The organism is Cryobacterium sp. TMN-39-2 (genome assembly GCF_004402745.1).
GTDB lineage: Bacteria > Actinomycetota > Actinomycetes > Actinomycetales > Microbacteriaceae > Cryobacterium > Cryobacterium zongtaii.
Window position 1 is genome coordinate 29,634 of record NZ_SOFX01000034.1, and the last position, 26,659, is coordinate 56,292.

The window sequence follows — 26,659 nt, forward strand, 5'->3', positions numbered from 1 at the left end:
CCTGCCGCCCGCCGCTCTATCGTTGGGATATGAGTTCCGGCCCGCCTGTGCGCCTCGTCCTGCCGCACCAGCTCTTCGACCAGCACTTCGAGGCGGCCGGAGGGACCCTGTTCGTGCTCATCGAGCATGACCTACTCTTTCGCCAGTACCGGTTCCATTCCCACAAGCTGGTCCTGCATCGTGCGTCGCTGGCCCGCTTCGCAGCCCGACTGCGCGAGCACGGGTACGAAGTTGTCGTTCTTCCAAGCGCTGCCGATCGGAGCTCCCACGACCAACTCGCGGAGTTCATTCGGACGCGCGAGCCGGCGCAGGTGACCTGGTTCGACGTTGTCGATGACTGGCTCGAGCAGGATCTGTTCGCCGGCCTCGCCGACGGCGGCTACCGCATGCGCCAGGGCGACGTGCTGGAGACGCCGAACTTCCTCACCGATCGGGTGCAGATCGATGACTGGTTCTCCCACAACGGCACTCGCATGCAGGACTTCTACGTGTGGCAACGCCGCCGACTGGACATCCTGCTCGACAACGGCAAGCCGGTCGGCGGGAAGTGGTCCTTCGACGTCGACAACCGCAAGAAGCTGCCGCGCGGGTACACGCCCCACCCTGTCGGCCGTTTCGCCGGCCATCCCGTGCTTCGGCGGGAGGGCGCCTTCGACTTCGACGCGTTGGTGGACGACCCGGACAAGGACGAGGTGCCGGCCGAGGTCGACGCAGCGATCGCCTGGGTCCGCGCCGAATTCCCGGATGCCCCGGGTGACCCGCACCTGTTCGCCTGGCCGACCAGCGCAGACGAAGCCCGGGAGCACCTGCAGGAGTTCGTCCGTGACCGCCTGAACGACTTCGGCCCGTACGAGGACGCGATCTCCGCAACGCATCCGTTCATCAATCACGGCCTGCTGACCGGCGCGTTGAATGTCGGGCTGCTGGACCCGCGAGACGTCGTTGACGCGGTGCTCGAGGGCGCCGATCACGGCACTCCGCTCGCGTCCCTGGAGGGGTTCGTGCGGCAAGTGATCGGCTGGCGGGAGTACATGCGCGCCACCTACCGAACCCGCGGTCGCGAAATGCGGACCTCGAACCGGCTCGACCACCGGAGGGCCCTTGGCGACGGGTGGTGGGATGCGACCACCGGTCTCGCTCCCGTGGATCTGGTCATCTCGCGGGTGCTCGACACCGGGTATGCCCACCACATCGAGCGGCTGATGGTGCTCGGCAACGCGATGTCGCTGCTGCGCATCCACCCCGATGCGGTCTACGAATGGTTCATGGAGATGTTCATCGACGCCTACGACTGGGTGATGGTGCCCAACGTCTACGCGATGAGCCAATTCGCCGCGGGCGACGAGATCACCACCAAGCCCTATGTGTCGGGCAGCAACTACCTGCGAAAAATGTCAGACCTGCCCGCCGGCGAGTGGATGGCCGATTGGGACGGGTTGTACTGGACGTTCATCGACGACCATCGCGAGGTCTTTGCAGCGAACCCGCGCACGCGAATGGTCGTCTCCCTGCTGGGCAACATGGACCCGGGCACCTGGGACAGCCATCGGCGCCGCGCTCAGGCGCTGCTGGGCCTCGAGCACAACACGGCGTTGCTGAAGGCGATCGTCGGAGGGACGTCCCGGTAGGGGCGAGGCGAGCGCATCCACCCGCCCCACCGGTCGGTCAGATCAGGCCGCGTCCCACGCCACCTCCACATCCAGCACCCAGGTGACCCCGAAGCGATCGGTGAGCATCCCGTACAGCGGTGACCACGGTGACGTCGCGAGGGGCTCGACGACGGTGGCGCCTTCGGCCAGCTTCTCCCAGTAGCCGGTGATCGCCGCCGCATCCGTGCCGCGAACGGAGACGAACACGGGGATCGTGCCCGGCGCGTAGGCCTTGGCGGACGGCACGTCGTACGCCATGATGCGGAAGCCGTCGTGGGAGGTGACCGAGCCGAAGAGGATCTGGTCGGCCTCGGCGGGGTCTGTCGCCCGGTGGGCATCCGCGTGACTGATGGCGACCAGCCGGCCTCCGAAGACACTCTGGTAGAACTCCAGAGCGGCTCGGGCGTCGCCGCGAAAGTTGAGGTGAGTAGTCGTGTGAATGGTCATGCCTGCTCCTAGATTCGAGGGGGTTCGCCGGGCTCGTCCCGGATACCTGTCATGGTCACACCAGTAGAGGACAGATTCGGTCCTCTACTGCGCCTAGAGTGAAAAACATGACGTCGACTACTTCACGGCTGCTGCTGTTGCTCTCGCTTCTCCAAACCCGGCGGGACTGGCCTGGTGCCCTCCTCGCCGATCGGCTCGAGGTCAGCCACCGCACGGTGCGCCGGGACGTCGACCGCCTGCGCGAGATGGGCTACAGCATCCACGCCATGAAGGGACCGGACGGCGGCTACAGGCTGGACGCCGGCACCGACCTGCCACCGCTCCTGTTCGACGACGACCAGGTCATCGCCCTGACCGTGGCGCTGCAGGCCGCCACCGTGACCGGGGCCGGCATCGAAGAGGCCGCCGTGCGAGCGCTGACCACCATGCGGCAGGTGATGCCCGCCCGCCTGCGTCACCGTCTGGACGCCCTCACCTTCACGACCATCCCGACCCGCGCCGGGGACGCCGTCACCGACCCGGTCTCCCCGGCTGTGCTCATCGCACTGTCCACCGCCATCCGCGCCCGTGAGGCGCTCCGTTTCGACTACGCGAGCCGGCAACCCGGAGACACAGGGCCGACGCCGACGCCGCCGCGCCGGGTCGAACCCCATCACCTCGTCACCTCCCGCGGGCGCTGGTATCTCGTCGCCTGGGACCTCGACCGGGGAGACTGGCGGATCTTCCGCGCCGACCGGGTTGCGCCGCGCACACCCACCGGGCCCCGGTTCACCCCGCGTGAGGTTCCCGGGAGAAACGTGCGCGACTACGTTTCGGCCCGATTCACGGGATCGGAACGGGCGAACAGTTGGCCCTGCCGGGGCACTGTGATCCTGGGGCTGCCCGCCACCGCGGTGCTGCCGTTCGCCGGCGACGGCATCGTCAAAGACCTCGGACCCGACCGCTGCCGCTACGAGGTCGGCTCCTGGTCGTGGGTGGCGCTGGCCGCATCGTTGGGCCGGTTCGACACCACCATCGAGGTCGTGGGCCCGCCCGAGCTTTCCGCCGCCTTCGGCCACCTCGCTGAGCGCTATGCCGTCACAGCTTCGGAATGAGGGCGCGGAGAAGTTCCCTGCGATCTGGTATTTCATAGGGTCCTGGGAGTACGCTACGGGGCATCGACATCCGGGGGGATAGACATGAATAGCAGAGCATCGGCGCTCCACAGGCATGGCACGATTGCGGCACTCGCCGTTGGCGTGCTGCTCGTAGCGGGATGTGCCGGCGAGTCCGCCGGCGAACAACCAGGCGGCGAGAAGCCGGCAGCCGGGGCGGCATTCACCGCTCCCACCGAGACGCCGGTGCCGTCTGCCACGCCGGCGCCGGCCGAGCCGAACCTGGATGATCCGAGCTCATGGCTCATCGACTACACAGCCATCGGACCGCTGACCCTGCATGGGCAGCTGGCCGACCAGGCCGCCTCGACGACCGCGTTCACCACCACGATCCAGGATGGCTGCCCGTGGGTGACCGCCCTCGACAAGACCGACTTCCCGAGCATCTGGCTCCCCGACCCTGCGGGCACCGGTGTCACGGACCAGATCGTGCTGCAGGCCTGGGGGTCTGAGGCCACGGTCGCCGCCAATTCGCCGCAGACCAGCGCGGGAATCGGAATCGGTGCCACCCTGGACCAGGTCACGGCCGCCTACCCTGATATCGAGCAAAACGACGGCACGTACGCCCCGTATTACTCCCTGCCCGACGGCAGCGGACACTGGATCAACTTCGGGTTGAGCTCCGCCGGGCTGGTGGACACTATCGTCGTGCGCGACACTGCTCAAATGGACAGCGAGTACTGCGGCTAGCCGGAGCAGGTCGCCGGGGCGTCAGTCGAGCATCAGCCGCATGAGGATGCGGGGGAACCCGCCGGCTATGGAGTCGGTGTCGGCCGCCTTTGTGAAGCCGGCGCGCTCGAACATGGTTCTGGTGCCGACGTAGGCCATGGTGAGGTCCATCCGCTGTCCGTCGTTGTCTACGGGGTAACTCTCGACGCAGGGTGCGCCGGATGCTCGTGCGTAGTCGACGGCGCCGGTGATCAGCGCCGGCGTGACGCCCTGTTTGCGGTACCCCGGGCGCACTCGGAGGCACCTCAGCGACCACACCGGCAGGTCGTCCAGGTGCGGGATCTTGCGTGAGGTGGCGAACGGGTGCAGCTCGGATCGCGGGGCGATGCCGGCCCAGCCGGCTACCTCACCGTCGAGGTGGGCGAGCACACCGGGGGCGAGCTTCCGCGCGCAGAGCTCCCGCACCTTGTCTGCTCTGGCGGCGCCAGTGAGCGCGCGGTTCTGCTTCGAGTCCAGCCGCCAGGAGAGGCACCAGCAGACCGAGGATTCGGGCTTCTTCGGCGCGAACATGGTCGCCATCTCGTCGAAGTCGTGGGCCGGGCTCACGTCGATCGTCATCGTCCCCTCGTTCCTCGCTCCTCGTTTGATGCTCAATGTGGAGGCTCAGCGTGGACTCATCGTGGCACCGGCCACGGCGGCCGGGAAGAGCGTGCGAGGGGCGGCAACTGTTGCCGCTGCGGACAACTGGTCCCGGTGTGCCGGGCGCATTTGTCCGCACCGGCGGCAATTAGGGGCGGAACGGGCGGGCGCCCACCGCGTGGCGACTCCGGGCGGACTCAGCTCTAGCGCAGGCTCGGGTCCAGCTCGGGCTCGATGGCGTCGATCTGCAGTGCTCCGTCGCCGGTGGACAGGGTCCATGCGGCGCTGATGTACTCTATCGCCGTCAGGTCGCCGGAGGCGAAGCCCACGTTGAAGCCGCCGACTAGCACGAGTCCTTCGTCGTCTGAACCGTCGAACAGGGTGGGTGCGCTCGCCCGCAGGCTGTCCTCGCTCAGGCTCGTGGTCCCGCGCTCGTCACGGATGGCCGCTTCCACGATGGCCGCATCGGTGGCGGCATAGTCGACGGTGACGGTCGTGCGGACCAGGAGCAGGGGAGTCTGTTGGTCCACGCTCAGGGTGCCGAAGATCTTGTCGACGCCGACGGCCGTGTTGGTGGCACGCGGACCGCCGTCCCTGGTGAGCGGCGACGGCAGACTCTGGGAAACGATGACCCCGGCCTCACTGAGCCCAAAGCTTGCCACCTGGGGTGTCAGGGCGGTGTGACCCGCAGGCGTGAACCACGGCGAGGCGCTCTCGAACCAGGCTGCGTCGGCGGTCGCGGAGTCGTCCAGGAGGGCAGAGTCCAGCCCTGCTTCGGTCACGTAGATGAGCGCCGCTCGCTGTGCGGTCTCGGCGTCTTCAATGGTGAAGCCGTACGTCGCCAGCGAGTCGAGATCGACGACCGCGGGGTCGAACTGGGCGCCGACTGACGCCGGGTCGAGTGTCGTGTGGCAGTAGCTGCCGGCGGCGTCCGTGACCTGTTCCTTAGCGATGACGTCGCCCCAGGGCCCCTGTCCGTCGGACTCCGGGCAGGCGCCGACGGCGGTGGGTACCGGTGTGGCGGGGGCCGGGGCGGCACTGGACGGAGCCTCCGCGGCGGGCGCCGAACCGGCGCAGCCGGTGAGGACCAGGACCGCCGAGACGAGGAGCGCGCCCGCGGCCGCTCGGTACTGAGCGCGAGGGGCGCCCACCCTCAGCACATCGGAATTCTGCTGGTACGCGTTGTCCCCGGTCAGATGGCGAAAAGTTTTCATCGTTGTTCCCCCTTACGCGAAGTCTAGCGAGGGTGCGCGGCAGGGGCGGTCAGCCGGCCGGCAGGTCGTGCCAGTCCACGGGCACACCGCATCACACAGGTCACCACGAGTGGGCGAGCGCGGCGCAACTGTTGCCCGTGCGGACATCTGCGCCCGGTGCGCCGGGCGCAGATGTCCGCTTCGGGAACAGTTGGTGGGCCGGGTGGGGCGGGCATCGGTGGGCGGAAGCGGGCGGGGTGGGCCGGGCGGGCATCGGCGGGGCTACTCGCCGGAGAGGGCCAGGTTGACGAACGCGCGCACGGCCGCGGAGGCCCGGCGCTTGCGGGAGGCAGCGAGGTAGACGGTGAAGTCGGGCACGTGCGCCACTGGGATGCGGCGCACATTGAGCGCATCGTGTGCGGCGAACTCGGGCAGCAGCGCCACACCGAGGCCGTTGGTCACGTACTCGGCGGCGGTGCCGATGTCGGAGACCTCGATCATCACCCGCCGCTCCACCCCGGCGGCGACAAAGGCATCGTCCACGATCTGCCGGCTCGCGTAACCCGGCGGCAGATCGATGAACTCCTCGTCGCCGACGTCGGCCAGGTCCACGCCGGCGGCTCCGGCCAGCGGATGCCCCGCGGGCACCACGAGGACCATCGGGGAGGACGCGATCGGCACCGCCGACAGCGTCGCTGGCACCGCTCCGCTGAGCGCCAGGAAGGCCAGGTCCAGCTCGCCGCTGGCCAGCTCGTCGACGAGATCGGCCGAGCCGCGCCGCGCCGCGCGCAGCCGCACCCCCACACCCGGGTGCCCGGTGCGGAAGAGCCCGAGCAGCCGGGGCACGTTCACGAGCGTCACCGACGTCATCAGGCCGATCACGATGGAGCCGGTGATGGCCTGGGTGGACTGCTGGGCGACATCCCGCACCTCGTTGACGGCGTCGAGGGCGCCGCGCACCTTGGGCAGCAGCAGTTCACCGGTAGAGGTGAGCCGGATCTGCCGGCGGCTGCGGTCGAACAGTTCCACGCCGAGCTCGCTCTCGAGCGAACGCACCCCGGCCGACACCGCGGACTGCGCGATGGTGAGCCGCTCGGCCGCCCGGGTGAAGTTGAGCTCGCCGGCGACGGCGCTGAAGAATTCAAGCTGCCTGAGATCCATGCCACCCATCCTCCCACGTCTCATCTGAGAAGCAGATGATTGGCATCCGGTATCGGCGTTGTTCTATATCGGTCGATCGGGCAGGCTAGAACGAGACGCCGGTTCACACCACGGCGTCACCCGCACTACAGGAGGCACGGCATGGCTCAGAATTCAACGGTCCCGGACGAGTCGGTCGACGGCACCGCCTTCGGCTCCGCAGCACTCGGCTCGCCCCGCCGGGCCGGCGACCGCGTCGTCGAATGCCTCGAGGCCTACGGCGTCAAGTGGATCTTCGGCGTCCCCGGCGCGAAGATCGACCCCGTCTACGACGCCCTCCTCGACAGCGGTCCGCAGCTGATCGTGGTGCGCCACGAACAGAACGCCGCCTTCATGGCCGCCGCCGTCGGCCGGCTCACCGGCGAACCCGGCGTCGTGCTGGTCACCAGCGGACCCGGCACCGCCAACCTCGCCACGGGCCTGCTCACCGCCACCACCGAGGGTGACCCCCTGGTCGCGATCTGCGGCGCGGTTTCCCGCGGAGACAGGCTCAAGCGCACCCACCAGTCGATGGATGCCGTCGGCATGCTTTCCGCCGTCACCAAGTCCGCCGGCGAGGTGAGCGTCGCCGACAACGTGCCGGAGGCCATCGCCAACGCGTTCCGCCAAGCCACCCAGGAGCCCAAGGGCGCCGCGGCCGTGGTGTTGCCCTACGACGTTCTCACCGACTCCACCACTGTGTCGATGACCACCCCGCACTGGGTCCCTCAGCTCGGCGCGGCCCCGGCCGCCAGCATCAGCCAGGCCGCCCAGCTGCTCAAGGACGCCCAGTTCCCGGTGATCCTCGCCGGTGCCCGCGCCGGCTCCGACCGGGCCGTCGCCGCGCTGCACCGCCTGCTCGGCGCTGCCGCGCTGCCCGTCGTGGAGACCTTCCAGGCCGCCGGCGTGATCTCCCACGACCTGGAGGAGCACTACCTCGGCCGGGTCGGCCTGTTCCGCAACCAGCCCGGGGACGTTCTGCTGCACAAGGCCGACCTGATCCTGGCCATCGGCTACGACTTCGTCGAATACGAACCCGCCAAGTGGAACAAGGATCACCTGCGCCGCATCATCCACCTGGACGAGCTGTCGGCCGACCTTGACGACTATTACCGGCCCACCGTCGAACTGCGCGGTGACGTGGCCGAGACGATGGATGCGCTCGCCAGCCAGATCGATGGCCTCACCCTGTCGGCATCCGCCTCGGCGGTCGTCGCCACCGAGCGCGCCCGCCTGGCCGAGGCCGACCAGCCCGTCCATCGTGACGACGAGTCGGAGGGCGTGCACCCCGCCGAGCTGACCCTGGCGATGCGGGCCCTGCTGCCCGACGACACCACGGTGCTCTGCGATGTGGGTTCGCACTACATCTACATGGCCCGGCACTTCCGCACCTACCACCCGCGCACCCTGCTGTTCTCGAACGGCCAGCAAACTCTTGGTGTGGCACTGCCCTGGGCGATCGCCGCGACGCTGGTGCGCCCCGGCACCCCGGTGGTCTCGGTGTCCGGTGACGGCGGGTTCCTCTACTCCGCCATGGAGCTGGAGACCGCGGTGCGGCTCGGCTCCAAATTCACCCACATCATCTTCAACGACGGCACCTACGACATGGTCGCCTTCCAGCAGCAGGGCAAGTACGGCCGCACCTCCGGCGTGCAGCTCGGCGACTACGACGCCGTGAAGTACGCCGAGTCGTTCGGCGCCCACGGTTACCGGGTCACCCACCTCGACGACTTCGCCGCGGTGCTCGAGCAGGCCATGAACGACGACGGCCCGAGCATCATCGACGTGCGGGTGGACTACCGCAACAATCGCGATGAACTGATGGCCGACCTGGAAAGTGACGTGCTGCTGTGACCAACATCACCGTGTCCAGGCACGAGATCTTCCAGACCAGCCTGATGAGCGCGCTGCTCGACGGTGTCTACGAGGGTGAGATGACGGTGCGCGACCTGCTCGGCCACGGCAGCTTCGGCATCGGCACGTTCAACGGCCTCGACGGGGAGATGCTCATCGTCGACGGCAAGTGCTATCAGCTGCGCGCCGACGGCGGGGTGACCAAGCCCGACCTGGGCGCGTACACCCCGTACGCCGTGGTGACGAACTTCGTGCCGCACATCGAGAGCCGGCTGCCCGACAATATCGTGCGCGCCGAGGCATCCGCGTTCATCGACCACATGACGGCATCCGAGAACTACATGTACGCGCTGCGTATCGACGGCGACTTCGAGTGGATCCGGATGCGCACCGTCGTGAAGCAGCAGAAGCCGTACCGGCCGATGGTGGAGGCGACCGACGAAGATGCCATCGTCGAGCTGCACAACGTGTCCGGCTCCCTGGTCGGCTTCCGCACCCCGCTCTACGAGCAGGGCATCGGCGTGCCCGGCTGCCACACCCATTTCATCACCGACGACCGCACCGGCGGTGGCCACGTGCTCGACTTCAAGCTCAAGAGCGGCAGCGCGGCGCTCTGCCTGGGCACCGACCTGCGCCTGCAGCTGCCGCTGACGGACGCGTTCCGCGACGCCAACCTGTCGCCGGACGACCTCGCCCGGCAGCTGGCCAAGACCGAGCAGCACGCCTGACTCGCGCGTCGCGGCGCCCGCCGGGGTCGCTCCAGAGGCCCCGGCGCAGGCGACGCGGTGGCGGGAATCGAACCCGCGTAGACAGCTTTGCAGGCTGCTCCCTGGCACCTGTCCCTGTCGGTGGCCCGGCGCTACCGTAGGGGCATGGCAACAGGAACCCCCGCCGACCGCACCGACCACCAGGCCGCCGACGACGAGGTGCGCGCCTTCGTCGACGCCGTCCCCGGCGCCACCCGGCGGCGGGATGCCGAGATCCTCCTGACGATGTTCGGGCGCATCACGGGGGAGCCGGCACGGCTGTGGTACTCGTCGATCATCGGCTTCGGTCAGTACCACTACAAGTACGAGAGCGGGCGGGAGGGCGACGCGGGCGCGGCGGGCTTCTCACCACGCAAGGCGTCGATGTCGATCTACTTTCCCGACGGACTGGGCGCCTACACCGACGAGCTCGCTCGGCTCGGACCGCACAAGGCCGCACTGAGCTGCCTGTATGTCACCAACCTCGACAAGGTCGACCTGGACGTGCTCGAGCAGATGGTCACGACGTCGTATCGCGCGGTGACCGCAGGCGAGTACTTCGGGCACCGGGCTCGGGAGTCGGAGGGCGGCCGCGCCGACCCCCACCGGCCGGAGTAGCTTGCTCGCCGCGAGATGCCGAAAAATGCCCCTGAGGAGGCATCCAAGGGGCATTTCGCGGCAACTCGCGGGCCGTCAGTGGCCGCGCGCGATCCAGTCGGGCAGGTCGGGGGCCTCGGCGCCGATCGAGGTCGACTCGCCGTGGCCGGTGTTCACGACGGTCTGGGCGGGCAGGGTCAGCAGCTTCGTCGTGATCGACTCGATGATGGTCGGGAAGTCGCTGTACGACCGTCCGGTCGCGCCCGGCCCGCCGTGGAAGAGGGTGTCCCCGCTGAACAGCGTGTCGAACGCGGGCGCGTAGAAGCACACCGAGCCGGGGGAGTGACCCGGCGTGTGGATGACCTGCAGCTCGATGCCGGCCACGCTCACGCTGTCGCCGTCGGCGAGGTCTCGCTGCGGCGCGGCATCCGGGTAGACGACGTCCCAGAGCATGCGGTCGTCCGGATTCAGGTAGACCGGTGCGTCCGTGGCTGCAGCCACTGCACCGGCCGCGCCGATGTGGTCGTTGTGCGCGTGGGTGCACAGGATGCCGAGCAGTCGGCGCTCGCCGACCGCCGCGAGGATCGCCTCGGCGTCATGGGCGGCGTCGATGACGACACACTCGGTGTCATCGCCGACGATCCAGACGTTGTTCTCCAACGCCCAGCTGCCGCCGTCCAGGTCGAAGGTGCCCTCGGTGACGAGGTGCTCGATGCGCGCGCCCATCAGAGCACCACCACCGAACGCAGCACGTCGCCGGACGCCATCTTGGCGAACGCCGCCTCGATCTGATCGATGCGGATGCGTTCGCTGACGAACTCCGCCAGCGGCAGACGTCCCTGCAGGTAGAGCTCGGTGAGCATCGGGAAGTCCCGCTCCGGCAGGCAATCGCCGTACCAGGAGGACTTCAGCGAGCCACCGCGGCCGAACACATCGGCAAGGGGGATCTCGAGCATCATCTCCGGTGTCGGCACGCCGACCAACACCACGGTGCCGGCAAGGTCGCGGGCGTAGAACGCCTGCCGCCAGGTCTCCGGGCGACCGACGGCGTCGATGACGACATCGGCGCCGAAGCCGCCGGTGAGCGCCTGCACGGCTGCGACCACGCCGTCTTCGTCGAGCCCGGCGGAGTCGATGGTGTGGGTGGCGCCGAACTCGGTGGCCTTGGCCAGCTTCTTGGTGTCACGGTCGATCGCGATGATGGTGCTCGCGCCGGCCAGCTTCGCGCCGACCACAGCGGCGTCGCCGACACCACCGCAACCGATCACGGCCACGGAATCGCCGGCGGCGACGTTGCCGGTGTTCATGGCGGCGCCGATGCCGGCCATGATGCCGCAGCCCAGCAGCCCGACCGCGGCGGGGTCGGCCTCCGGGTTGACCTTGGTGCACTGACGTTCGTGCACGAGGGTCTTCTCGGCGAACGCGCCGATACCCAGTGCCGGGCTGAGCTCGGTGCCATCGATCAGGGTCATCTTCTGGCTGGCGTTGAAGGTGTTGAAGCAGTACCAGGGTTCGGCGCGCTTGCAGGCCCGGCAGTCGCCGCAGACGGCCCGCCAGTTGAGCACCACGAAGTCGCCGACGGCCACGTGGGTGACGCCGGCGCCGATGATGCTCACCCGGCCGGCGGCCTCGTGGCCGAGCAGGAACGGGAAGTCGTCGCTGATGCCGCCCTCCTTGTAGTGGAAGTCGGTGTGACAGACTCCGCAGGTATCGATGTCGACGACGACCTCACCGGGTCCGGGGTCGGGGATGACGATGTCGGTGAGCTCCACGGGAGCCCCCTTCGAACGGGCGATCGCGCCTTGAACGGTGATGGGCATGGAGCTCCTCGTGAGTTGCCGGGGCAGCCGATGTGGCAGACCTCCAACCTAGCGAAGCATCCTGACCGGGCGCTGGCCGGCGGGTCGCTCAGCGGGTGGCTCGCGACCAGTCCAGCAGTTTCTCGACCGGCCAGGTGTTGACGATCCGCTCGGCGGGCACCCCGTTCGCCGCGGCGCGTTCGGCGCCGTAGGCCAGGAAGTCCAGGTGCCCGGGGGCATGGGCGTCGCTGTCGATGCTGAACAGACAGCCGGCCGCGAGGGCCTGAGCCATGAGGTCGTCCGGCGGGTCCTGGCGTTCCGGCCGGGAGTTGATCTCGACCGCCACGGCGTTCTCGGCGCACGCGGCGAACACCCGCTCGGCGTCGAAGCTCGACGGCGGCCGGGTGCCGCGCGACCCTGTCACGAGACGACCGGTGCAGTGGCCGAGCACGGTGGTGTGCGGGTTGCGGATGCCGGCGAGCATCCGCGGGGTCATGCTCAGCGAGTCGGCGCGCAGCTTGGAGTGCACGCTGGCGACGACGACATCCAGCCGGGCCAGCAGCGCCGGGTCCTGGTCGAGCTCGCCGTTCTCGAGGATGTCGACCTCGATGCCGCTGAGCAGCCTGACCGGGTCGGGCGAGGATCCCGCGTCTGCGTTGATGTCGGCGACCACACCGAGCTGCTGCATCAGCCGGTCCGCGGTCAGGCCGTGCGCGACCGTGAGGCTCGGCGAATGGTCGGTCAGCGTCAGGTACTCCCGGCCCAGCATCCGCGCCGTGATTACCATGAGTTCGATGGACGTGGTGCCGTCCGACCAGTCACTGTGCGTGTGCAGGTCGCCGCGAACCACCGCGAGCAGCTCGCGGCCGCCGGTGGCCACAGGGTCTGTGCCGCTCCGTCGCAGGTTGTCCAGGTAGTCGGGCAGGCCGTACAGCGACTGGGAGATCACCTCGGCCGTGCGGCCGCCGATACCCTTCATCGCCCGCAGCCGGCCGTCGTGCACCCGATCGGCGAGCTCCACCGGGTCGAGGTCGCTGATGAGCGAGGCGGCTCGTCGGAATGCCTGCACCTTGAAGGTCGGGGCGAGGCCTCGTTCCAGCCAGAAGGCGATCTCGCTGAGGGCATCCACGGCATCCATGCAGCCATGATCGGCCCGAACCGGCAGAAACGGGAGCCCGCCCGGCGACGAAACCGGAGTCAGACCACGTCGAAGTGGGCCACCGTGAGTTCGCGATCGATGAGGAAGGAGTCGTCCTGCGGATAGAAGACCGCCAGCTCGATGTCCTCGCCGGCGAAGGCGACGATATCGGCGTAAGCGCGCCAGAACGAGATCGTGCGCACCTCGCACCGACCGTCGCGCAGGTCGCGGAACACCATCGCGGCGCCGAGATTGCCCCGGGTGGACCTGTAATCGGCGAGCCCGGTGCGTTCCATGTAGGCCGTGTATGAGGCGCGGTCGGACGGTCTGATCCACCCGGTCCAACTGCGCATCACGCTGCCAGCGGGGATATCGAACATGACGGCTCCTGTCCGCCGGATTCGCGCCGGCTCTCGCCATGCTGGCAGCGCGATCTGCCGCTGCCAACCCGAGTCGGCCGTCCAGCGAATCTGTGTCGACGGTGCGAGAATGCTCTGATGACGCTGCACATCACCGGCGATACCGCCGCAGACGCCCTACTCAGTGACGACCCGTTCGCGCTCCTGCTCGGCATGTTGCTCGATCAGCAGATCGCCATGGAGGCAGCCTTTGCGGGACCGGCGAAGATCCGGGACCGGATCGGCACCCTCGACCCGTCGGTGATCGCCGGATACAACCCCGATGAATTCGCCGCGATCTTCAAGCAGACCCCGGCCGTGCACCGTTTCCCGGGCTCCATGGCCACCCGGGTGCAGACGATAGCGGAGGTCGTCGCCCAAGACTGGAACGGTGACGCCGCCGCCATCTGGACCGCCCCCGGTTCCGACGGGGCCGCCCCCGACGGCACCGAGGTGCTGCGCCGCCTCAAGGCACTGCCCGGCTTCGGTGAGCAGAAGGCCAAGATTTTCCTGGCGCTGCTCGGCAAACGGCTCGGCGTCACCGCAGCCGGCTGGCGCGAAGCATCCGCCCCGTACGGCGAGGACGGCTCGCTGCGGTCGGTGGCCGACATCGTCGACCCGGAATCGCTCGCCAGGGTGCGCGAGAGCAAACGGGCCGCGAAGGCCGCCGCGAAGGAATCCGCGGGCAGGTAACAGGGCCAGCCGTCAGGCCAGCTCCGCACGACGGATGTGTGCGGTGCTGGCGTGCGTCACCGCCCAGTCCAGCGCGTAGTCGGCGACGACCTCCCAGCCGGGTTCCCCGCAGGTCCAGTGCGACCGACCGGGAAACTCGTGGAACTGGGTCAGCGCCGCGGACTTGCGGTAGTGGTCGGCGTTGGACTTGTTCACCGACGCGGGCATGATGTGGTCCGCGCCGCCGGCGATGAACAGCAGCGGGGCCCGGTCGTCGAACGCGTAATCCACCCAGGTTTCTTGCTTGCCCGGCTTGAAGTTGGCGATCAACCCATATGCCCACACCCAGTTGCCCGGTGCGGGGATGTGGTAACGCTCGTACACGGCGTCGGAGTCTTCTCGGCTCAGCGTGTTGGCGAAGACGTAGTGGAACTGCTCTGCCGTGTACCCGACAGCCCGGTGGTAGTTGGCCGGGTTGTTGAGGATCGGGAAGAACGACCGGATCTGCGACGGCGGGGTGACCCGCACTCCCTCCGTCGGCGCCGAGTTGATGGCGACGGATGCCGCGCCCAACCCCCGGGCGGTGAGGAGCTGGGTGAGGGTGCCACCAAAGGAGTGGCCCATGAGTATCGGGGGAGTCTCGAGCGCGCCGATGACTGCAGCGAGGTGATCGACGGTCTCGGGCACGGTCAGGTCCGCGATGATCTCGGGGTTCTCGCGCAGGGCCTCGACCTCGATCTCGAAGCCCGGATAGGTGGGGGTGATCACCCGATAGCCCTTGGCCTCGTAGTAAGGAACCCAGAGTTCCCAGCTTCGGGGCGTCATCCAGAGCCCGTGGATGAGCACGATGGTGTCGGGGGATGCCGGTTCGCTGGTCATGATTGTCCCTTCGGGAGCCGATTGAGGTGGGGCCGGAGGTGCCAGATGGCGTAGATGGAGTGAATCTAGTCCGGTGTGCCGGGGCGTTCAAGGCGGCCCGCGCAAGAACGGGCTCGGAGATGGCCGCGAGACAATGGACTGACGTGATCGAAGGAGCGTGCAGGTGGGTCCCCATTTCAGCGAGCAGGCGTTCGACTTTCTCGAGGAGCTCGAACACCGCAACAACCGTGAGTGGTTCGAGGAGCACAAGGGCGTTTACGAGTTTGAGCTGAAGGCCCGGATGCTCGAGGTGATCGAGGCGATCAACCTGCAGTTGGCGGGGTTCGCGCCCGACTATCTGCGGCCGGCGCCGAAGGCGATGCTGCGGATCTACCGCGATGTGCGGTTCTCAAACGACAAGACCCCGTACAAGACCCATCTGGCGGCGAACTGGCCCCGGCAGGGCCTGGAGAAGGCCGGCGGCGCCGGATTCTTCCTGCAGGTGGGGGTGCACGGCGTGATGGTGGCCGCCGGCGCCTACTCTCCGGGCTCGCCCCAGTTGCACGCGATCCGCGAGTACCTGCTCGACCACCATGACCAGATGCGCAGCCTGCTCGCCGACGCGTCGCTGGCCAGGCTGGCGGAGCCGTTGGCCGGCCGGCCGCTCATTCGCGGCCCCAAGGGTTTTCCCGCCGAGCATCCGGCCGCCGACCTGCTTCGCGTGCGCAGCTGGGCACTGTTCGCACAGCTGCCCGGGGAGTCTGCCCTCACGGACGGCTTCGTCGATACCGTCGTCGAACGGTTCAGGGTGCTGGCGCCCCTGGTTGATTTTCTCAACATTCCGCTGGCGAGTGCCACCCCCCTGGAGCTGGAGGCGGCCGCCGGACGACGCCGCGGCTGATTGTCGCCCACCGGCGCATCGGATGCACGAGAATGGGAGCGATGAGTGGTCGCGGCCGAACCGGTCCAACGGACCCTCGAAGGAGCTCCACAGTGAACGATCCCCGCGCCAAGATGGACGGCAACCGCCTCCTCGCCATGGGCGCCCCCCAGGCGGACTGGACGAAGGCGCCCGGCCGGGTACCCGGCTTCTGGGTTGCCCTGCTCGGGCTCGTCGTCGCCGTGGTGTACCCGGTCCCGGCCTTGGTCATCGGCGCCGTCGGCCTCTACTTCACCATGCAGGCCTACAGGGTCATTCCCGCGGGAGCCAGAGGTCGGGGCCTCACCGTGGCGGCGCTGGCGCTGGCCGGAGCGACGCTCGCTGTCGTGGCGCTGCGGATCGTCCTCGCCCTGCTGCGCTGACCGCCCTGGTTCTGTGACCGCCCTGTTGCTGTGGCCGGCCCCTATGCCGGGCGACCGAGCAGGAGTTCTATGGGGGCATGACGGCAGGATCAAACGCCTCAGACCCCGCGCCGGCGCGGCCCCCGCTTGACACAGACTCCGCGTCCTTCGTGGTGCGGTCGACTCTGGTCGACTACGGGCAGGTCTATGCGGAGTTCAGCTGGGACCGGGTGCGACAGGTGCTGTCGGGGCTGCCGGACGGCCGGGGTGTCAACATCGCCCACGAAGCCGTGGACCGCCACGCTGCCGGAGCGCTCGCCGGACACGATGCGCTGCGGTTCGTGCGCACCGACGGCACCACTCACCCGCTCAGCTACGCCGAGCTCGCCGAACAAACCGGACGCTTCGCCAGTGTGCTGCAGCGGTTGGGAATCGAGCGGGCGGACAGGGTCTTCTCCCTCTGCGGACGCATACCCGAACTCTTCGTGGCCGCTTTGGGCACCCTCAAGAACGGCAGCGTGTTCTGCCCGATGTTCTCCGGCTTCGACCCCGAGCAGGGGCGGCAACGACTCAAGCGCGGCTCTGGGCGGGCGCTCGTGACCACCCGCGAGCTGTACCGAGAAACCGTCGCGCCGGTGCGGGCAGAACTGCCCGAGCTGGTGCAGGTCCTCCTCATCGATGCCGACGGAGAACCGGACCCCGGCACCGTCGACCTGGTCGCGCTGATGCGCGATGCCCCGCCGTACGGCGACATCATGGCGATGCAGTCGGAGGACATGGCCATGCTCCACTTCACCAGCGGCACGACGGGTCCGCCCAAAGGTGTGGTGCACGTGCATGATGCCGTCGCCTCGCTCTATGTCGCCGGGCTCTACGCCCTCGGCCTGCACCCGAAGGACGTCTATTGGAGCACTGCGGACCCCGGCTGGGTCAGCGGCAATTCGCATGGCGTGATCACGCCGTTGGTCCACGGGGCGACAGTCTTGATCGTGGAGGGAGAGCCCGACGCCGAGCGCACCTACAGTGTGCTCGCCGACCAGCGGGTGACGGTCTGGTACACCACACCGTCAGTGCTCCGGATGCTCATGGCGGCCGGCCCCGCGCTCGCGGCCGCCCATGATCTCAGGGCGTTGCGCCACGTGGCCAGCGGTGGTGAACCGCTCGATGCCGAGGTCTTCGCCTGGGCCCAGGAGACGTTCGGGCGGCCGGTGCACGATACCTGGCGGCAGACCGAGACCGGTGGCATCATGCTCGCGAATTTCCCGGGCAGTCCGATTCGGCCCGGCGCGCTCGGCCGGCCGCTACCCGGGGTGCAGGCCGCCGTGCTGCTCACCGACGCCGACGGGCGGTTCGTGCGCGGGGACGACGGCGGGGTGGTGTTGGTCACCGAACCGGGTGCCATCGGCGAGCTCGCCTTTCGCGCCGACTGGCCTTCGATGTTCCGCGGCTACCTGCGGGATGACGCCCGGTACCGGCGACGCTTCGTCGGAGGCTGGTACCTCACGGGCGACCTGGTGCGGCGGGACGCCGATGGCTACTACTGGTTCATCGGTCGAGGAGCAGACCCCGCCGAGCCCGCCCCCGGTCAGGGCGGGAGCGGTCGAGCACCGAACCCCAGGAGGTAGGCCTCGGCGCCGTCAAGGTCGGAGCCGTCAGCGCGGTAGCCGACGTAGCCGTCCCAACGCACCAGATACTGGGCCAGGCCGGATCGTCGGCGCGAGACGGCGGCGGCGCGTGGAGCGGCCGACCAGCGGGATCGCGGTGCGGACGGGGTCAGTTCCACGGTGAGCAGGTGCGCCCAGCGGGCCTGAAACTCCCGCACCCTTGCATCGGGCCACTCAGTGGCCGGCCCGCAGAGCAGCATCCGGAACACCGGCGGGCCCGGTGCCGCGCCGTGACCGGCGGCTGCGGTCCTGACGGAAGTCACCGGCACCGCGCCCATCCCGGGCTGGGGGAATCTCTCGCCCGGCCGCGGCCCCCGGTCGAGGCTGGGGACCCCGTCCACCGATAGCGAGCTGCGCCGGTAGTGGATGCCCAGTTCGGAGATCAGCCGAAAGCCGGTGCGGCGTGCCATCCGGCTGCGCAGCAGCAATGCGGCCACCGGCACGGCCGGGCCGGCCCGCAGGCCACGCAGCACGGGGTGCTGGCTGGTCGCCACCGTGAAGGCACGGTTGGTGCCGGCCAGCACCGAGCGGGCCACCGGCAGTCGTTCCTGCTCGTAGCTCCCGAGCAGCGCCGGGTCGGCGGCGCCCCGGCAGACCAGGGCGAGTTTCCAGCCGAGGTTCACGGCATCCTGGATGCCGGTGTTCATGCCCTGGGCGCCGGCCGGGCTGTGGATGTGAGCCGCATCGCCGGCCAGGAACACCCTGCCGCGCGCGAACGTATCGGCGAGCCGACTGCTGATGGTGAATTCGGTGAGCCAAACCGGGTGGTGCAGCACGATGGTGTCCCGGGTGTACCGGGTGACGGCCGCCTGCGCGAGGGCCAGGGTGACGGGGCCGGTGCGGCTGCCCGGCGGTAGCATCACCAGCAGCCGCCAGCCGGCCGGCGAGCCGAGAGGAAACAGGAACAGCGGACCGGCTCCGGACAGGTAGACGTGCACCCGGCCGGGTTCCAGACCGTCGGCCTCCAGATCGGCGAGGAGGAAGCGCTGCGGGAAGGCTCGACCGGAGAAACCGATGCCGGCCAGGTGCCGGGTCGCGCTGTGCGCGCCGTCACAGCCCACCACATAGCGGGTGCGTACCGTCCTAGGCGGCACGCCGGGGGAGTCGAGGGTGCAGGTGACCCCGTGATCGTCCTGGCTCAGGCCCGTCAGGGTGAGACCCCGGCGGATGCCGACGCCCGCGCTGGCCAGGCGGTCGACGAGCACTCGTTCGGTGCCGGCCTGAGAGAGGAACAGCAGGAACGGGAAGCGCGTGTCACCGAGTGCCTCGTCGCACAGGGCCTCGTCGAACAGGGACACGGCGTGAGCGGGCGCAGCGCTCGGGCTGCCGCGGCGGCGGCGGCGTCCGCGCCCGTGCAGCAGGAGCGTCCCGGTCGGGTTGCCGGCGCTAACGAGGTCGTCCGCGAGGCCGTTGCGGGCGAGGACCTCGAGGGTGCGTGCCTGGATAGCCAGCGCGCGGGACTCGTGCGCTGCATCCGCTGCCCTGTCGACGATCATCGCGGTGACCCCGTGGGTGTGCAGCTCTCGGGCGAGGACGAGCCCGGTGGGCCCGGCGCCCACGATCAGGACATCGGCGTCGAATATTGTGCCGGTGCCGGTGCCGGTGCCGATCCGGTTTCCGGCCATGTCATCACCGGGTGGCAGGGTCCGCGGGGCTGGTGCCCGGGGTCGACCGGTCGAACGAGGTCTCCTTCACGAGGCGCCCGGTGCGGTCCCAGGTGCGCCACAAGCCCACCTGGTGACCCAGGTCGAACTCCCCGGAACGCATCAGCGAACCGTCGAGACGGAACCACTCCCAGTGTCCGTGGAGTTTGCCGTCGAGTTCAAAGCCGCTGGCCTTGACCGACCCATCGGGGAAGCGGTCGTGGCGGGGGATCGGGAAGCCGACGGACCGTGAGAACGAGGGGGAGGACGATTGAGAGGGCATGCCCCCATGCTGCCCCGGAATGCTCCAGCGCTCAACGGCGCGCGACGGTACACCGCCCGCACTGATGACGAGCCGGCCGCGGTCGCTCGCGAGGGTCAGGCGTTCGGGTCGTCAGGGTCCAGGTCATCCGTGTTCAAGTCATCCGCGTCCAGCTCACCGGGGCCGGGCACCCTGTACGCGTCGGCGGCCGCTTCGGTGTGGTCGAAAATCGCCCGAAGCAGGCCGGCCATGCTGGTGGACCGCAACATGGCGACCTGGTCGAGCGGACCCACCGGGGCGATGCCGGCCAGCTGCCAGGCGGCCTCGACGGGGTCCTCGGACAGGGCGACGTTGGCCGACCAAGCATCGTCGGTGAACTCGCTGGCCAGCGACAGGGTACGACGCACGGTCTGCTCGGCGAGCACCCGCAGCGGGGTGAGGGCGTCGTCCCAGACCAGGGCGGGCAGCTCCCGCACCACGGCCTGCGGGTAGGGGGCGTCCTGGCGCCACTCGATCACCTCGATGCGCCGGTCTCCCTGCGCGACGAGGCCGACGAACCCCTCCGGCGCCACCAGCTCGAGCACCTGCGCCACTGTCCCGGTACTGAACGGGTGCTCGCCACCGCCCACTTCCTGGCCGCGTTCGATGAGGACCACACCGAACTCCGCGGGCTCCGATTCGAGGATGCTCGCCAGCATCATGAGGTAGCGCTCCTCGAACACCCTCAACTGCAACGGCATGTAGGGGAAGAGCACCGAACCGAGCGGGAACATCGGCAGGCCGGTGGCGCCGACGGGCTCGTCGGGTGAGCTCCCCTGATTCGACATGACCCCAGCGAATCACGCTCCCGGTGGAAAACCAAGCACCCCGGCTGCCGGGGAGTGAGATCAGTCGAGCCGTTTCGCGACAACGCGCACGTGGGCATCCGCATAGCCGAGCCGGTCGTAGAAACCGGTGACGGCGGTGTTGCTCTCTCGCACCATGAGCTGCAGCTTGACGGCGCCGCGTTCCACCAGCCAGGCTTCGGCGGCCTGCATCAGCCGGCGACCGAGGCCCATGCCGCGCTCGGGCACGGCGACGGCCAGGTAGTAGACCCAGCCGCGGTGGCCATTGTGGCCGACCATCACGGTGCCGACCAGTCTGCCGTCGCGAAAGGCACCGAGCACAGTCGATGTCGATCCGTCCAGCGCGCGATGGAGGTCGGTGGCGGGCGGATTCCACGGGCGGGTGAGGCCGGCTTCCTCCCAGAGGGTGGTCACGGCCTCGAGATCGGCGGGGGTGACGTCCGTGATGTGCATTGGTCCATTGTGCCGGTGCCGAGTGGTGTTCCGATCGTTACACGGGGAACGGACTTGGCCGCTGGCCAGCTGTTTGTTTGCGATACGCTTCGAAACGATAACTGGGGGAAGCATGAATAATTCACAATTGGGTGGGAATCCCGATTCCGGAGACGATTCCGGAACGGGCACAGACAATACAGACCAAAGCGCGGTGGCAACTGAGCCGGCCGCTGCAGCAGAACCGGCAGCAGAACCGGCAGCAGAACCGACTGCAGAACCGGCAGCAGAACCGACTGCAGATCCGGCCGCTGCGCCGCCCGCGCCGGCTGAGCCGGTCGCGGCTCCGTACGGTACTCCGGGTGCCACGCTGCCGACCATACCGGCGCCGACCGGACCGACCGTCGGCACCCGCGTCGCCTCGATGGTGCGGGGCATCCCGGCCGAACGGTTCATCGCCGCCGCGATCGCCCCGGTAGTCGTCTACGCCGCCACCTGGCTGTTGGCGCTGGTGTTCACCCTGCTGGTGTTCGTCGCCGCCGCTGACGCATCCCTCGATTGGGGACTGGCCTTCCAGGCGCCCGCTCAGATCGTTGGCCTGGCCGTTGCCGGCACGCTCACCATCGGCGCCACGGTGATGGGGATCTCGGCCGCCGTCTCCGTGCTCTGGCTTCCGCTGCTGGTCACCGCCTTCCTGATCATCGCCACCGCATTCGTGGCCCGCAGGGACGAACGGATCGCGCCGAGCCGGACGCGCGGCATCCGCTGGTTGCTGTCGGCGCTCAGCGGTGTGGTGCTGGCGATTCTTGTCGTCATCGTCGCGGCCGTCACACCGCTGACCTATGTGCTCGGTGACGGTTCCGAAAGCTACTTGGGATTCACGACCGCAACCGGGACCGCGACGTCGGCGTCATTCACGGCATTCCTGGGCGCTGTGGTTCTGGGCACCCTCGCCTCGTATGTCGCCCGGGCCCGGGTGGCCCGCGGGGCCGCCGGCATCACGCCTGCCATCGTGGCACCGGCCGCCACCACCGTGTTCGCATCCGTGCGGTCGACGCTGCCGGTCGTCGGGCTGCACCTCGGTGTGCTCGCCGTTCTGGTCACCGCAGGACTGCTGGTCTGGTCCGTGGTCAACGGCGGCGTCAACGCTCTCCTGACGGCGTTCTTCTGGCTTCCGACCGCTGTGGTCGACGGCCTCGGCTTCGTGAACTTAGCACCGCTCACGTTCGGTGGTTCTTTGGCCGCCCTGGGTGGGCTGACCGGTTCGTCGAACAGCTTCTGGATGCCCGCTGAGCTGCCCGCCTGGGCCACTGTGCTGATCCTGGTGGCCAACCTTCTGCTCATCCTGGTCACGGGTACCGTGCTGCGTCTTCGTCGCGGGCAGCTGAGGTTGTCTGCGGCCATGTCGTGGGTGACCACGGTGGTGTCGTTCGCTGTCGCGGGCATCGTCATCTCGATTGTGGGTGCCATCGCCGGCTGGACGAGCGTCGACACGGCCAGCGCAGGCGAGAGCCTCGACGGCCTTCTCGCGGGTGCCGGTTCCCTGATCGAAGGGGCTGCTGCTGCCTCCGGCGTCGTCGGGCTGGCCGCGTGGACATTCATCGTCTTCGCCGCGCTGGGTGCCCTCGTCGAGGTCGTCGCGGTCTTCGCGGCCCCGACCCTGGTGCAGCTCCTCCCCGCCACCGTCCTCACCCGGTCGGCCAGGATCACCGGACTGGTCGGCGTGCCGTTCGCGGTGCCCGGTACGTATGTGCTGCCGGAGCCGACCAAGGTTCCCGTCGCCAGCGCCGCTCCCGGCGCAACCGGAGAGCCCGTCGGCTCTGGGGAGCCCGCCGTGGTCCTGCCCCAGCATGATGGTGTTGCCGCGACCGTGCCGATGACCCCGGAGAAGAAGCGTCGGGTGCGGATTGTGCTCGGCGCCGTCGGGGCCGGTGTCGTCGTCGTGCTCGGCGCATCCATCGCCGTTTCGATCGTCAATCAGATGGTCTACAGCCCGCAGAACCAGGTGGAAAGCTACCTCGACGCGCTCGTGGCCGGTGACGCATCGGCTGCCGTGGCGATCGGTGATGTCGACGGCTCCGGGGAGCAGGGGGTGCTGCTCACCGACAAGGTGCTCAAGGCGACCGAGGGCCGGATCAGCGGATTCACGATCACCGATGTCAGCACCACAGGCGATACCGCCACGGTGACTGCCGACGTCGATCTGGACGGGGTCAAGGAGGATGCGAGCTACACGTTGACGAAGTCCGGGAAGACGGCCCTGTTCTTCGATAACTGGACCCTGGACCCGGTCTGGCTGCCGACGGTGTCGGTCTCCGTCGCGCCGGGTATCGAATCGGTCGATGTCAACGGCACCGTCATCGAGCTGACCAGTGAAGTCCAGGAGTCCGGTTATCTGGAGGTTCTCGCTTTCGCCGGAGATTATGTCATCGGCAGCGCAGGGGACGCCGAGTGGCTTGCAGCCGAGCCGCAGACGGTCCAGGTCGGAATGGTTGTTTCATCAGGTAGTGCGCAGTTGAAGCTCGAACCGACGGCGAAGTTTACCTCGTCCATTGATGAGCAGGTGGCGGAATATCTCGCCGGCTGCGTGGCGCAGAAGGTGCTGAATGCCGACGACTGCCCGATTTATGTGTTCGATTACGGCACTATCACCGATGTCGTCTGGACCATCGACGAGCCGGCCGTGACGTCGTTGGGCAGCTCGTACAAGAACGAGTGGTACCTCGCCACGGAAGATCGCGGCTCGGCGACCGTGACCTACACGAACACTGACTATCGGGGCCAGGCGTCGCCGGAAACGGCAACCATGAATTTCTCGGTCAATGGGACCGTGAAGATGGTCGACGGCGCTCCGGTCTTCTCGAACAGCTACTAACCGGCCAAGGCATCGGCACACACGCCCGGATCGCCACCGCCCACCTGTCGTGGGCGGCGGCGGTCCGGGCGTGCGGCATTTCGGGCCCGCGCAGACAAACGTGCACTGGCATGCTGGATGGATGACTGAGGCAGTTTTCGACCTACCCGGCGGACCATTCACCCTGCGACGGGCGCTCGCTGAGGACGTGCCCGCGATCATCGGCCTGCTCGCCGACGACCACCTGCGATCCGCTGAGGAATCCACCGCGGCGCAGGATCTGGCGCCCTACCTGGCTGCCTTCACCGCGATCGACGAAGCGGCAGACCAACTGCTCGTTGTCGTCGACGATCCCGCCGGGAAGGTGGTGGCCACTCAACAGCTCACGGTGCTGCCCGGGCTCGCCCGGTCCGGGGCGACTCGGTTGCAGATCGAGGCGGTGCGCGTGAGCGCCGCCCTGCGCGGCAACGGCCTCGGCAGCGAGATGCTGACCTGGGCGGTTGAGTACGGGCGCGGACGCGGATGTCGGCTGGTACAGCTCACCTCCGACGCCTCCCGTCTCGACGCTCACCGCTTCTACGAGCGCCTCGGCTTCGCCTCCTCCCACGTGGGTTTCAAGCTGCTCCTGTAGCCTCGTTGGCTGCTCCTCCAGCTTCTAGAACGGCGGGTTCTCGGGCACCGGCGGGGTCGGCTTCCGACTCGGCCGCTGCCGGGGCATCAGGTAGGTGTCGTCGGCGGGCCGCTTCCGGGTTTCGGGCCCCACGACCGGCGGCTGTGGTCGGGGTGGGCCGATCGGGTTGGCCGGGTCGGTGCGGTAGCTGCGTTTCCCGGGGGAAGTCCAGTGCAGGATCCCGCCGGGTTCCTGGGTGACTCGCCACTGGCTGAGGTGTTTGAGTCGGTGGTGGGGTTCGCAGAGGTGGGCGAGGTTGTCGCAGTCGGTGTTGCCGCCGCCGGCCCAGGGGGCGGTGTGGTCGACGTCGCTGGTCACCGCGGGGCGGGAGCAGCCCGGGAACCGGCAGGTTTCGTCGCGGACCCGCAGGTACTTTTTCATGGCCTTGGTGTTCTTGTGCTGGGTTTTGCCCAGTGAGAGCACCACCCCGGTTTCCGGGTGGGTCAGCAGCCGGGTGAAGCTCGGTGCGTGCCCGGCGATCTCCCTTGCGACCTCGGGGGAGATGGGCCCGTACCCTTCGAGGGTGCCGGGTTCCTCGTCCAAGCCCAGCAGGGTGAGCACGGGCACGGTGACCATGACCGTGCCGCGGATGCCGGCGCCCATCCCGTCGGGCGTGATGCCGTCCAGCAGCAGGGCGGCGGTGATATCGGCGCGGAGCTGGTCGAGGGTGCGAGTCGGGGAGTCCTCGGCCGTGTCCTGTGCGCGGCCGAAGGCTGCGCCGCTGTGACCCGTTACTGCGCTGCCGCCGCTGCTGCTGGCGCCATCGGTCTGGTCGGACGGGGTCGGGTCGCCGAGGTGCGTGAGTTGCACGGCCATGCCGTTGATGCGGTCGTAGGCGGCCTTGGTGTCGTGGGCGGTGCCGTACCAGTGCAACCAGGCCATCCCGTCCGGGGCGGCCTCCCAGTACGAACGCCGGTCGGCCAGCGCGTTCCGGTGCCGGGTCACGATCGATTCCGGGTGCAGTCGCTCCCGCAATCGGCGCGCCTTGTCACGGAACCGGCCCACCGGCAGGCGTTTCGCCTCGGGCAGCACCTTCTCTTCGAACGCCGCCTGGCCCCCGTCGGGCAGGGTGAGCAGCTGGCCGAGCAGGGTGGTGGCGTGTCGGTAGCTGATCTCCCCTCTCGAGAACGTCGCGAACGTCGCCGGTGCGTAGGAGCTGAGGAACCGGGCTTCGTCCAGTTGCCGGTCGATGGTGCGCTCGGCCACCCGGGTCAGGCACGCCGTCTCGCTCACGATGGTGCGCCGGGCGACCTCCCGGTCGTCCCACCGGTTGTACGCGGCGGCGCGGGCCTGGTCCTCGGTCAGGCGGGTCGCATTGTCGTCGGCGAGGCGGATGTTCGCCGGGTTGCCGTGCAACCGGGAGGCGACCTGGGGTTATTCGCTCCAGTCCTGCAGGTCCAGCAGGTGCTCGATCCGGCGGGCCTGGGCCCGGGCGATGACGCGGTCATCGGCCGCGATCCGTTCGGTGTGCCGGACCAGATCGGCCTGGACACGGTCGTCCAGGGTGGGCTCCGGAGAGTAGTCGTCATCGTCCGGAGCGGGCGGTAGTACCTCGTCAGCGATACTCATACTGAGATCGTCTCACCTACCACCGACACCGCACCGAGTGCGCCACGCACCCGGCCGACGGGCTCCGCGAACCGTGAGAAAAGCCCCAGACTCCGCCGAATTCTGGGGCAAAGCTCACAGTTCGCGGGGCGCGCTGGTCGGATAGACTTCATCCGCAGGACAATCAACTGAAAATCGGGCCACACGGTCGATGCGGGAGAGTTCGACGTCGTAGAGACGAGCGAACACCGAAGGAGCAATCCTCCCCGACAATCTCTCAGGTACTCGTACCGCATCGAACGGGCCACTCTGAAAAGCGGACGAGCACAGCGCGTCCGGGCCTCGCGTCAGCGGGATCCGGTCAGAACTGCCAAGTCCCGCCCACGGTGAAAGCCGGCGCACGCGCCGGTGAAGCTCTCAGGCCAGACGACAGAGGGGGAGTTCCCAACGGGGTTCGAACGAGCCCCG

Annotated in this window: 27 protein-coding genes and 1 riboswitch; of the genes, 12 read left to right on the forward strand and 15 right to left on the reverse strand. The window is 68.7% G+C overall.

The features are described 5' to 3' along the window. Positions 1–29 precede the first annotated feature (29 nt). Complete coding sequence (locus E3O57_RS12565; protein WP_103480155.1) at positions 30–1,628, forward strand: cryptochrome/photolyase family protein; 1,599 nt, start codon at positions 30–32, stop codon at positions 1,626–1,628. A 42-nt stretch (positions 1,629–1,670) separates the two neighbouring features. Here the strand turns inward: E3O57_RS12565 and E3O57_RS12570 are convergent, their stop codons facing one another. Beyond that, positions 1,671–2,096, reverse strand: coding sequence for a VOC family protein (locus E3O57_RS12570; protein WP_103480154.1), 426 nt, complete (start codon positions 2,094–2,096; stop codon positions 1,671–1,673). 107 nt (positions 2,097–2,203) lie between these two features. Here E3O57_RS12570 and E3O57_RS12575 point away from each other — a divergent pair, with 107 nt between their 5' ends. Then, a complete protein-coding gene (locus E3O57_RS12575) occupies positions 2,204–3,190 on the forward strand; it encodes a YafY family protein (protein WP_103480153.1) in 987 nt (328 codons plus the stop codon). 84 nt (positions 3,191–3,274) lie between these two features. Beyond that, positions 3,275–3,940 carry a hypothetical protein gene (locus tag E3O57_RS12580; RefSeq protein ID WP_133159858.1) on the forward strand — a complete coding sequence of 222 codons (666 nt, stop codon included), beginning with the start codon at positions 3,275–3,277 and terminating at the stop codon, positions 3,938–3,940. Positions 3,941–3,961: 21 nt separating this feature from the next. Here the strand turns inward: E3O57_RS12580 and E3O57_RS12585 are convergent, their stop codons facing one another. From E3O57_RS12585 to E3O57_RS12595, 3 genes are all read right to left on the reverse strand, one after another. After that, positions 3,962–4,537: a GNAT family N-acetyltransferase gene (locus tag E3O57_RS12585; RefSeq protein ID WP_103480151.1), complete on the reverse strand. Its 576-nt coding sequence runs from the start codon at positions 4,535–4,537 to the stop codon at positions 3,962–3,964. A gap of 224 nt (positions 4,538–4,761) precedes the next feature. Beyond that, a complete protein-coding gene (locus tag E3O57_RS12590; protein ID WP_133159857.1) occupies positions 4,762–5,772 on the reverse strand; it encodes a hypothetical protein in 1,011 nt (336 codons plus the stop codon). 261 nt (positions 5,773–6,033) lie between these two features. Next, a complete protein-coding gene (locus E3O57_RS12595; protein WP_088455591.1) occupies positions 6,034–6,912 on the reverse strand; it encodes a LysR family transcriptional regulator in 879 nt (292 codons plus the stop codon). Between the two features lie 141 nt (positions 6,913–7,053). Between E3O57_RS12595 and alsS the strand changes: the two genes are divergently transcribed. From alsS to E3O57_RS12610, 3 genes are all read left to right on the forward strand, one after another. Further along, a complete protein-coding gene (gene alsS, locus E3O57_RS12600) occupies positions 7,054–8,784 on the forward strand; it encodes an acetolactate synthase AlsS (RefSeq protein WP_103480149.1) in 1,731 nt (576 codons plus the stop codon). Continuing rightward, on the forward strand, positions 8,781–9,512 hold the full coding sequence (budA, locus tag E3O57_RS12605; RefSeq protein WP_240632405.1) for an acetolactate decarboxylase: 732 nt from the start codon (positions 8,781–8,783) through the stop codon (positions 9,510–9,512). Before alsS ends, budA begins: the two co-directional genes overlap by 4 nt. Positions 9,513–9,656: 144 nt before the next feature. Next, positions 9,657–10,148, forward strand: coding sequence for a DUF1801 domain-containing protein (locus tag E3O57_RS12610; protein ID WP_103480148.1), 492 nt, complete (start codon positions 9,657–9,659; stop codon positions 10,146–10,148). A gap of 75 nt (positions 10,149–10,223) precedes the next feature. Here the strand turns inward: E3O57_RS12610 and E3O57_RS12615 are convergent, their stop codons facing one another. The 4 genes from E3O57_RS12615 to E3O57_RS12630 all read right to left on the reverse strand — a co-directional run bounded on the left by E3O57_RS12615 (position 10,224) and on the right by E3O57_RS12630 (position 13,444). Continuing rightward, positions 10,224–10,853 carry an MBL fold metallo-hydrolase gene (locus E3O57_RS12615; protein ID WP_174776343.1) on the reverse strand — a complete coding sequence of 210 codons (630 nt, stop codon included), beginning with the start codon at positions 10,851–10,853 and terminating at the stop codon, positions 10,224–10,226. Next, positions 10,853–11,947: an S-(hydroxymethyl)mycothiol dehydrogenase gene (locus tag E3O57_RS12620; RefSeq protein ID WP_103480147.1), complete on the reverse strand. Its 1,095-nt coding sequence runs from the start codon at positions 11,945–11,947 to the stop codon at positions 10,853–10,855. The genes E3O57_RS12615 and E3O57_RS12620 overlap by 1 nt, the downstream gene beginning before the upstream one ends. 88 nt (positions 11,948–12,035) lie before the next feature. Then, positions 12,036–13,064 (reverse strand): PHP domain-containing protein, encoded by a 1,029-nt coding sequence (locus E3O57_RS12625; RefSeq protein WP_103480146.1) that lies wholly within the window; start codon positions 13,062–13,064, stop codon positions 12,036–12,038. Between the two features lie 59 nt (positions 13,065–13,123). Then, entirely contained in the window at positions 13,124–13,444 is a 321-nt protein-coding gene (locus E3O57_RS12630) for a hypothetical protein (protein ID WP_240632406.1), read from the reverse strand. 117 nt (positions 13,445–13,561) lie between these two features. Here E3O57_RS12630 and E3O57_RS12635 point away from each other — a divergent pair, with 117 nt between their 5' ends. After that, positions 13,562–14,155: an HhH-GPD-type base excision DNA repair protein gene (locus tag E3O57_RS12635; protein ID WP_088455596.1), complete on the forward strand. Its 594-nt coding sequence runs from the start codon at positions 13,562–13,564 to the stop codon at positions 14,153–14,155. A 12-nt stretch (positions 14,156–14,167) separates the two neighbouring features. On the opposite strand, the gene E3O57_RS12640 is transcribed toward E3O57_RS12635, so the two are convergent. Then, positions 14,168–15,013, reverse strand: coding sequence for an alpha/beta hydrolase (locus E3O57_RS12640; RefSeq protein WP_103480145.1), 846 nt, complete (start codon positions 15,011–15,013; stop codon positions 14,168–14,170). Between the two features lie 163 nt (positions 15,014–15,176). On the opposite strand from E3O57_RS12640, the gene E3O57_RS12645 reads away from it, so the two are divergent. The 3 genes from E3O57_RS12645 to E3O57_RS12655 all read left to right on the forward strand — a co-directional run bounded on the left by E3O57_RS12645 (position 15,177) and on the right by E3O57_RS12655 (position 17,898). Next, positions 15,177–15,893 (forward strand): DUF2461 domain-containing protein, encoded by a 717-nt coding sequence (locus E3O57_RS12645; RefSeq protein ID WP_088455598.1) that lies wholly within the window; start codon positions 15,177–15,179, stop codon positions 15,891–15,893. 92 nt (positions 15,894–15,985) lie between these two features. Continuing rightward, complete coding sequence (locus E3O57_RS12650; RefSeq protein WP_088455599.1) at positions 15,986–16,294, forward strand: hypothetical protein; 309 nt, start codon at positions 15,986–15,988, stop codon at positions 16,292–16,294. 77 nt (positions 16,295–16,371) lie between these two features. After that, the gene (locus E3O57_RS12655) at positions 16,372–17,898 is read left to right on the forward strand and encodes an AMP-binding protein (RefSeq protein WP_103459512.1); all 1,527 of its coding nucleotides are present in this window, start codon (positions 16,372–16,374) and stop codon (positions 17,896–17,898) included. Here the strand turns inward: E3O57_RS12655 and E3O57_RS12660 are convergent. The 4 genes from E3O57_RS12660 to E3O57_RS12675 form a co-directional block, all read right to left on the reverse strand. Further along, positions 17,859–19,562, reverse strand: a complete 1,704-nt coding sequence (locus E3O57_RS12660) for an FAD-dependent monooxygenase (protein ID WP_103480144.1) — start codon at positions 19,560–19,562, stop codon at positions 17,859–17,861. The genes E3O57_RS12655 and E3O57_RS12660 overlap by 40 nt on opposite strands. Before the next feature lie 4 nt (positions 19,563–19,566). Continuing rightward, positions 19,567–19,863 (reverse strand): toxin-antitoxin system YwqK family antitoxin, encoded by a 297-nt coding sequence (locus tag E3O57_RS12665; RefSeq protein WP_103459510.1) that lies wholly within the window; start codon positions 19,861–19,863, stop codon positions 19,567–19,569. Positions 19,864–19,958: 95 nt separating this feature from the next. Further along, positions 19,959–20,669, reverse strand: coding sequence for an LON peptidase substrate-binding domain-containing protein (locus E3O57_RS12670; protein WP_240632407.1), 711 nt, complete (start codon positions 20,667–20,669; stop codon positions 19,959–19,961). A gap of 60 nt (positions 20,670–20,729) precedes the next feature. After that, the gene (locus E3O57_RS12675) at positions 20,730–21,140 is read right to left on the reverse strand and encodes a GNAT family acetyltransferase (RefSeq protein WP_103480143.1); all 411 of its coding nucleotides are present in this window, start codon (positions 21,138–21,140) and stop codon (positions 20,730–20,732) included. A 193-nt stretch (positions 21,141–21,333) separates the two neighbouring features. Between E3O57_RS12675 and E3O57_RS12680 the strand changes: the two genes are divergently transcribed. Further along, on the forward strand, positions 21,334–23,994 hold the full coding sequence (locus tag E3O57_RS12680; RefSeq protein WP_133159856.1) for a hypothetical protein: 2,661 nt from the start codon (positions 21,334–21,336) through the stop codon (positions 23,992–23,994). Positions 23,995–24,115: 121 nt separating this feature from the next. Next, positions 24,116–24,604 carry a GNAT family N-acetyltransferase gene (locus E3O57_RS12685; protein WP_103480141.1) on the forward strand — a complete coding sequence of 163 codons (489 nt, stop codon included), beginning with the start codon at positions 24,116–24,118 and terminating at the stop codon, positions 24,602–24,604. A 24-nt stretch (positions 24,605–24,628) separates the two neighbouring features. On the opposite strand, the gene E3O57_RS12690 is transcribed toward E3O57_RS12685, so the two are convergent. Further along, a complete protein-coding gene (locus E3O57_RS12690; protein WP_103480140.1) occupies positions 24,629–25,999 on the reverse strand; it encodes an HNH endonuclease signature motif containing protein in 1,371 nt (456 codons plus the stop codon). Between the two features lie 18 nt (positions 26,000–26,017). Beyond that, positions 26,018–26,212, reverse strand: coding sequence for a hypothetical protein (locus tag E3O57_RS12695; protein ID WP_103480139.1), 195 nt, complete (start codon positions 26,210–26,212; stop codon positions 26,018–26,020). 183 nt (positions 26,213–26,395) lie between these two features. Further along, positions 26,396–26,494: riboswitch (glycine riboswitch) on the forward strand. Positions 26,495–26,659 lie beyond the last annotated feature (165 nt).

Coding starts and splice junctions, on each gene's coding strand:
- E3O57_RS12685 (WP_103480141.1), top strand. CDS start 24,116: ATGACTGAGGCAGTTTTCGACCTACCCGGCGGACCATTCACCCTGCGA.
- E3O57_RS12660 (WP_103480144.1), bottom strand. CDS start 19,562: ATGGCCGGAAACCGGATCGGCACCGGCACCGGCACCGGCACAATATTC.
- E3O57_RS12580 (WP_133159858.1), top strand. CDS start 3,275: ATGAATAGCAGAGCATCGGCGCTCCACAGGCATGGCACGATTGCGGCA.
- alsS (WP_103480149.1), top strand. CDS start 7,054: ATGGCTCAGAATTCAACGGTCCCGGACGAGTCGGTCGACGGCACCGCC.
- E3O57_RS12610 (WP_103480148.1), top strand. CDS start 9,657: ATGGCAACAGGAACCCCCGCCGACCGCACCGACCACCAGGCCGCCGAC.
- E3O57_RS12630 (WP_240632406.1), bottom strand. CDS start 13,444: ATGTTCGATATCCCCGCTGGCAGCGTGATGCGCAGTTGGACCGGGTGG.
- E3O57_RS12575 (WP_103480153.1), top strand. CDS start 2,204: ATGACGTCGACTACTTCACGGCTGCTGCTGTTGCTCTCGCTTCTCCAA.
- E3O57_RS12675 (WP_103480143.1), bottom strand. CDS start 21,140: ATGCACATCACGGACGTCACCCCCGCCGATCTCGAGGCCGTGACCACC.
- E3O57_RS12665 (WP_103459510.1), bottom strand. CDS start 19,863: ATGCCCTCTCAATCGTCCTCCCCCTCGTTCTCACGGTCCGTCGGCTTC.
- E3O57_RS12695 (WP_103480139.1), bottom strand. CDS start 26,212: ATGAGTATCGCTGACGAGGTACTACCGCCCGCTCCGGACGATGACGAC.
- E3O57_RS12655 (WP_103459512.1), top strand. CDS start 16,372: ATGACGGCAGGATCAAACGCCTCAGACCCCGCGCCGGCGCGGCCCCCG.
- E3O57_RS12640 (WP_103480145.1), bottom strand. CDS start 15,013: ATGACCAGCGAACCGGCATCCCCCGACACCATCGTGCTCATCCACGGG.
- E3O57_RS12625 (WP_103480146.1), bottom strand. CDS start 13,064: ATGGATGCCGTGGATGCCCTCAGCGAGATCGCCTTCTGGCTGGAACGA.
- E3O57_RS12670 (WP_240632407.1), bottom strand. CDS start 20,669: ATGTCGAATCAGGGGAGCTCACCCGACGAGCCCGTCGGCGCCACCGGC.
- E3O57_RS12585 (WP_103480151.1), bottom strand. CDS start 4,537: ATGACGATCGACGTGAGCCCGGCCCACGACTTCGACGAGATGGCGACC.
- E3O57_RS12595 (WP_088455591.1), bottom strand. CDS start 6,912: ATGGATCTCAGGCAGCTTGAATTCTTCAGCGCCGTCGCCGGCGAGCTC.
- E3O57_RS12570 (WP_103480154.1), bottom strand. CDS start 2,096: ATGACCATTCACACGACTACTCACCTCAACTTTCGCGGCGACGCCCGA.
- E3O57_RS12565 (WP_103480155.1), top strand. CDS start 30: ATGAGTTCCGGCCCGCCTGTGCGCCTCGTCCTGCCGCACCAGCTCTTC.
- E3O57_RS12635 (WP_088455596.1), top strand. CDS start 13,562: ATGACGCTGCACATCACCGGCGATACCGCCGCAGACGCCCTACTCAGT.
- E3O57_RS12615 (WP_174776343.1), bottom strand. CDS start 10,853: ATGGGCGCGCGCATCGAGCACCTCGTCACCGAGGGCACCTTCGACCTG.
- E3O57_RS12620 (WP_103480147.1), bottom strand. CDS start 11,947: ATGCCCATCACCGTTCAAGGCGCGATCGCCCGTTCGAAGGGGGCTCCC.
- E3O57_RS12590 (WP_133159857.1), bottom strand. CDS start 5,772: ATGAAAACTTTTCGCCATCTGACCGGGGACAACGCGTACCAGCAGAAT.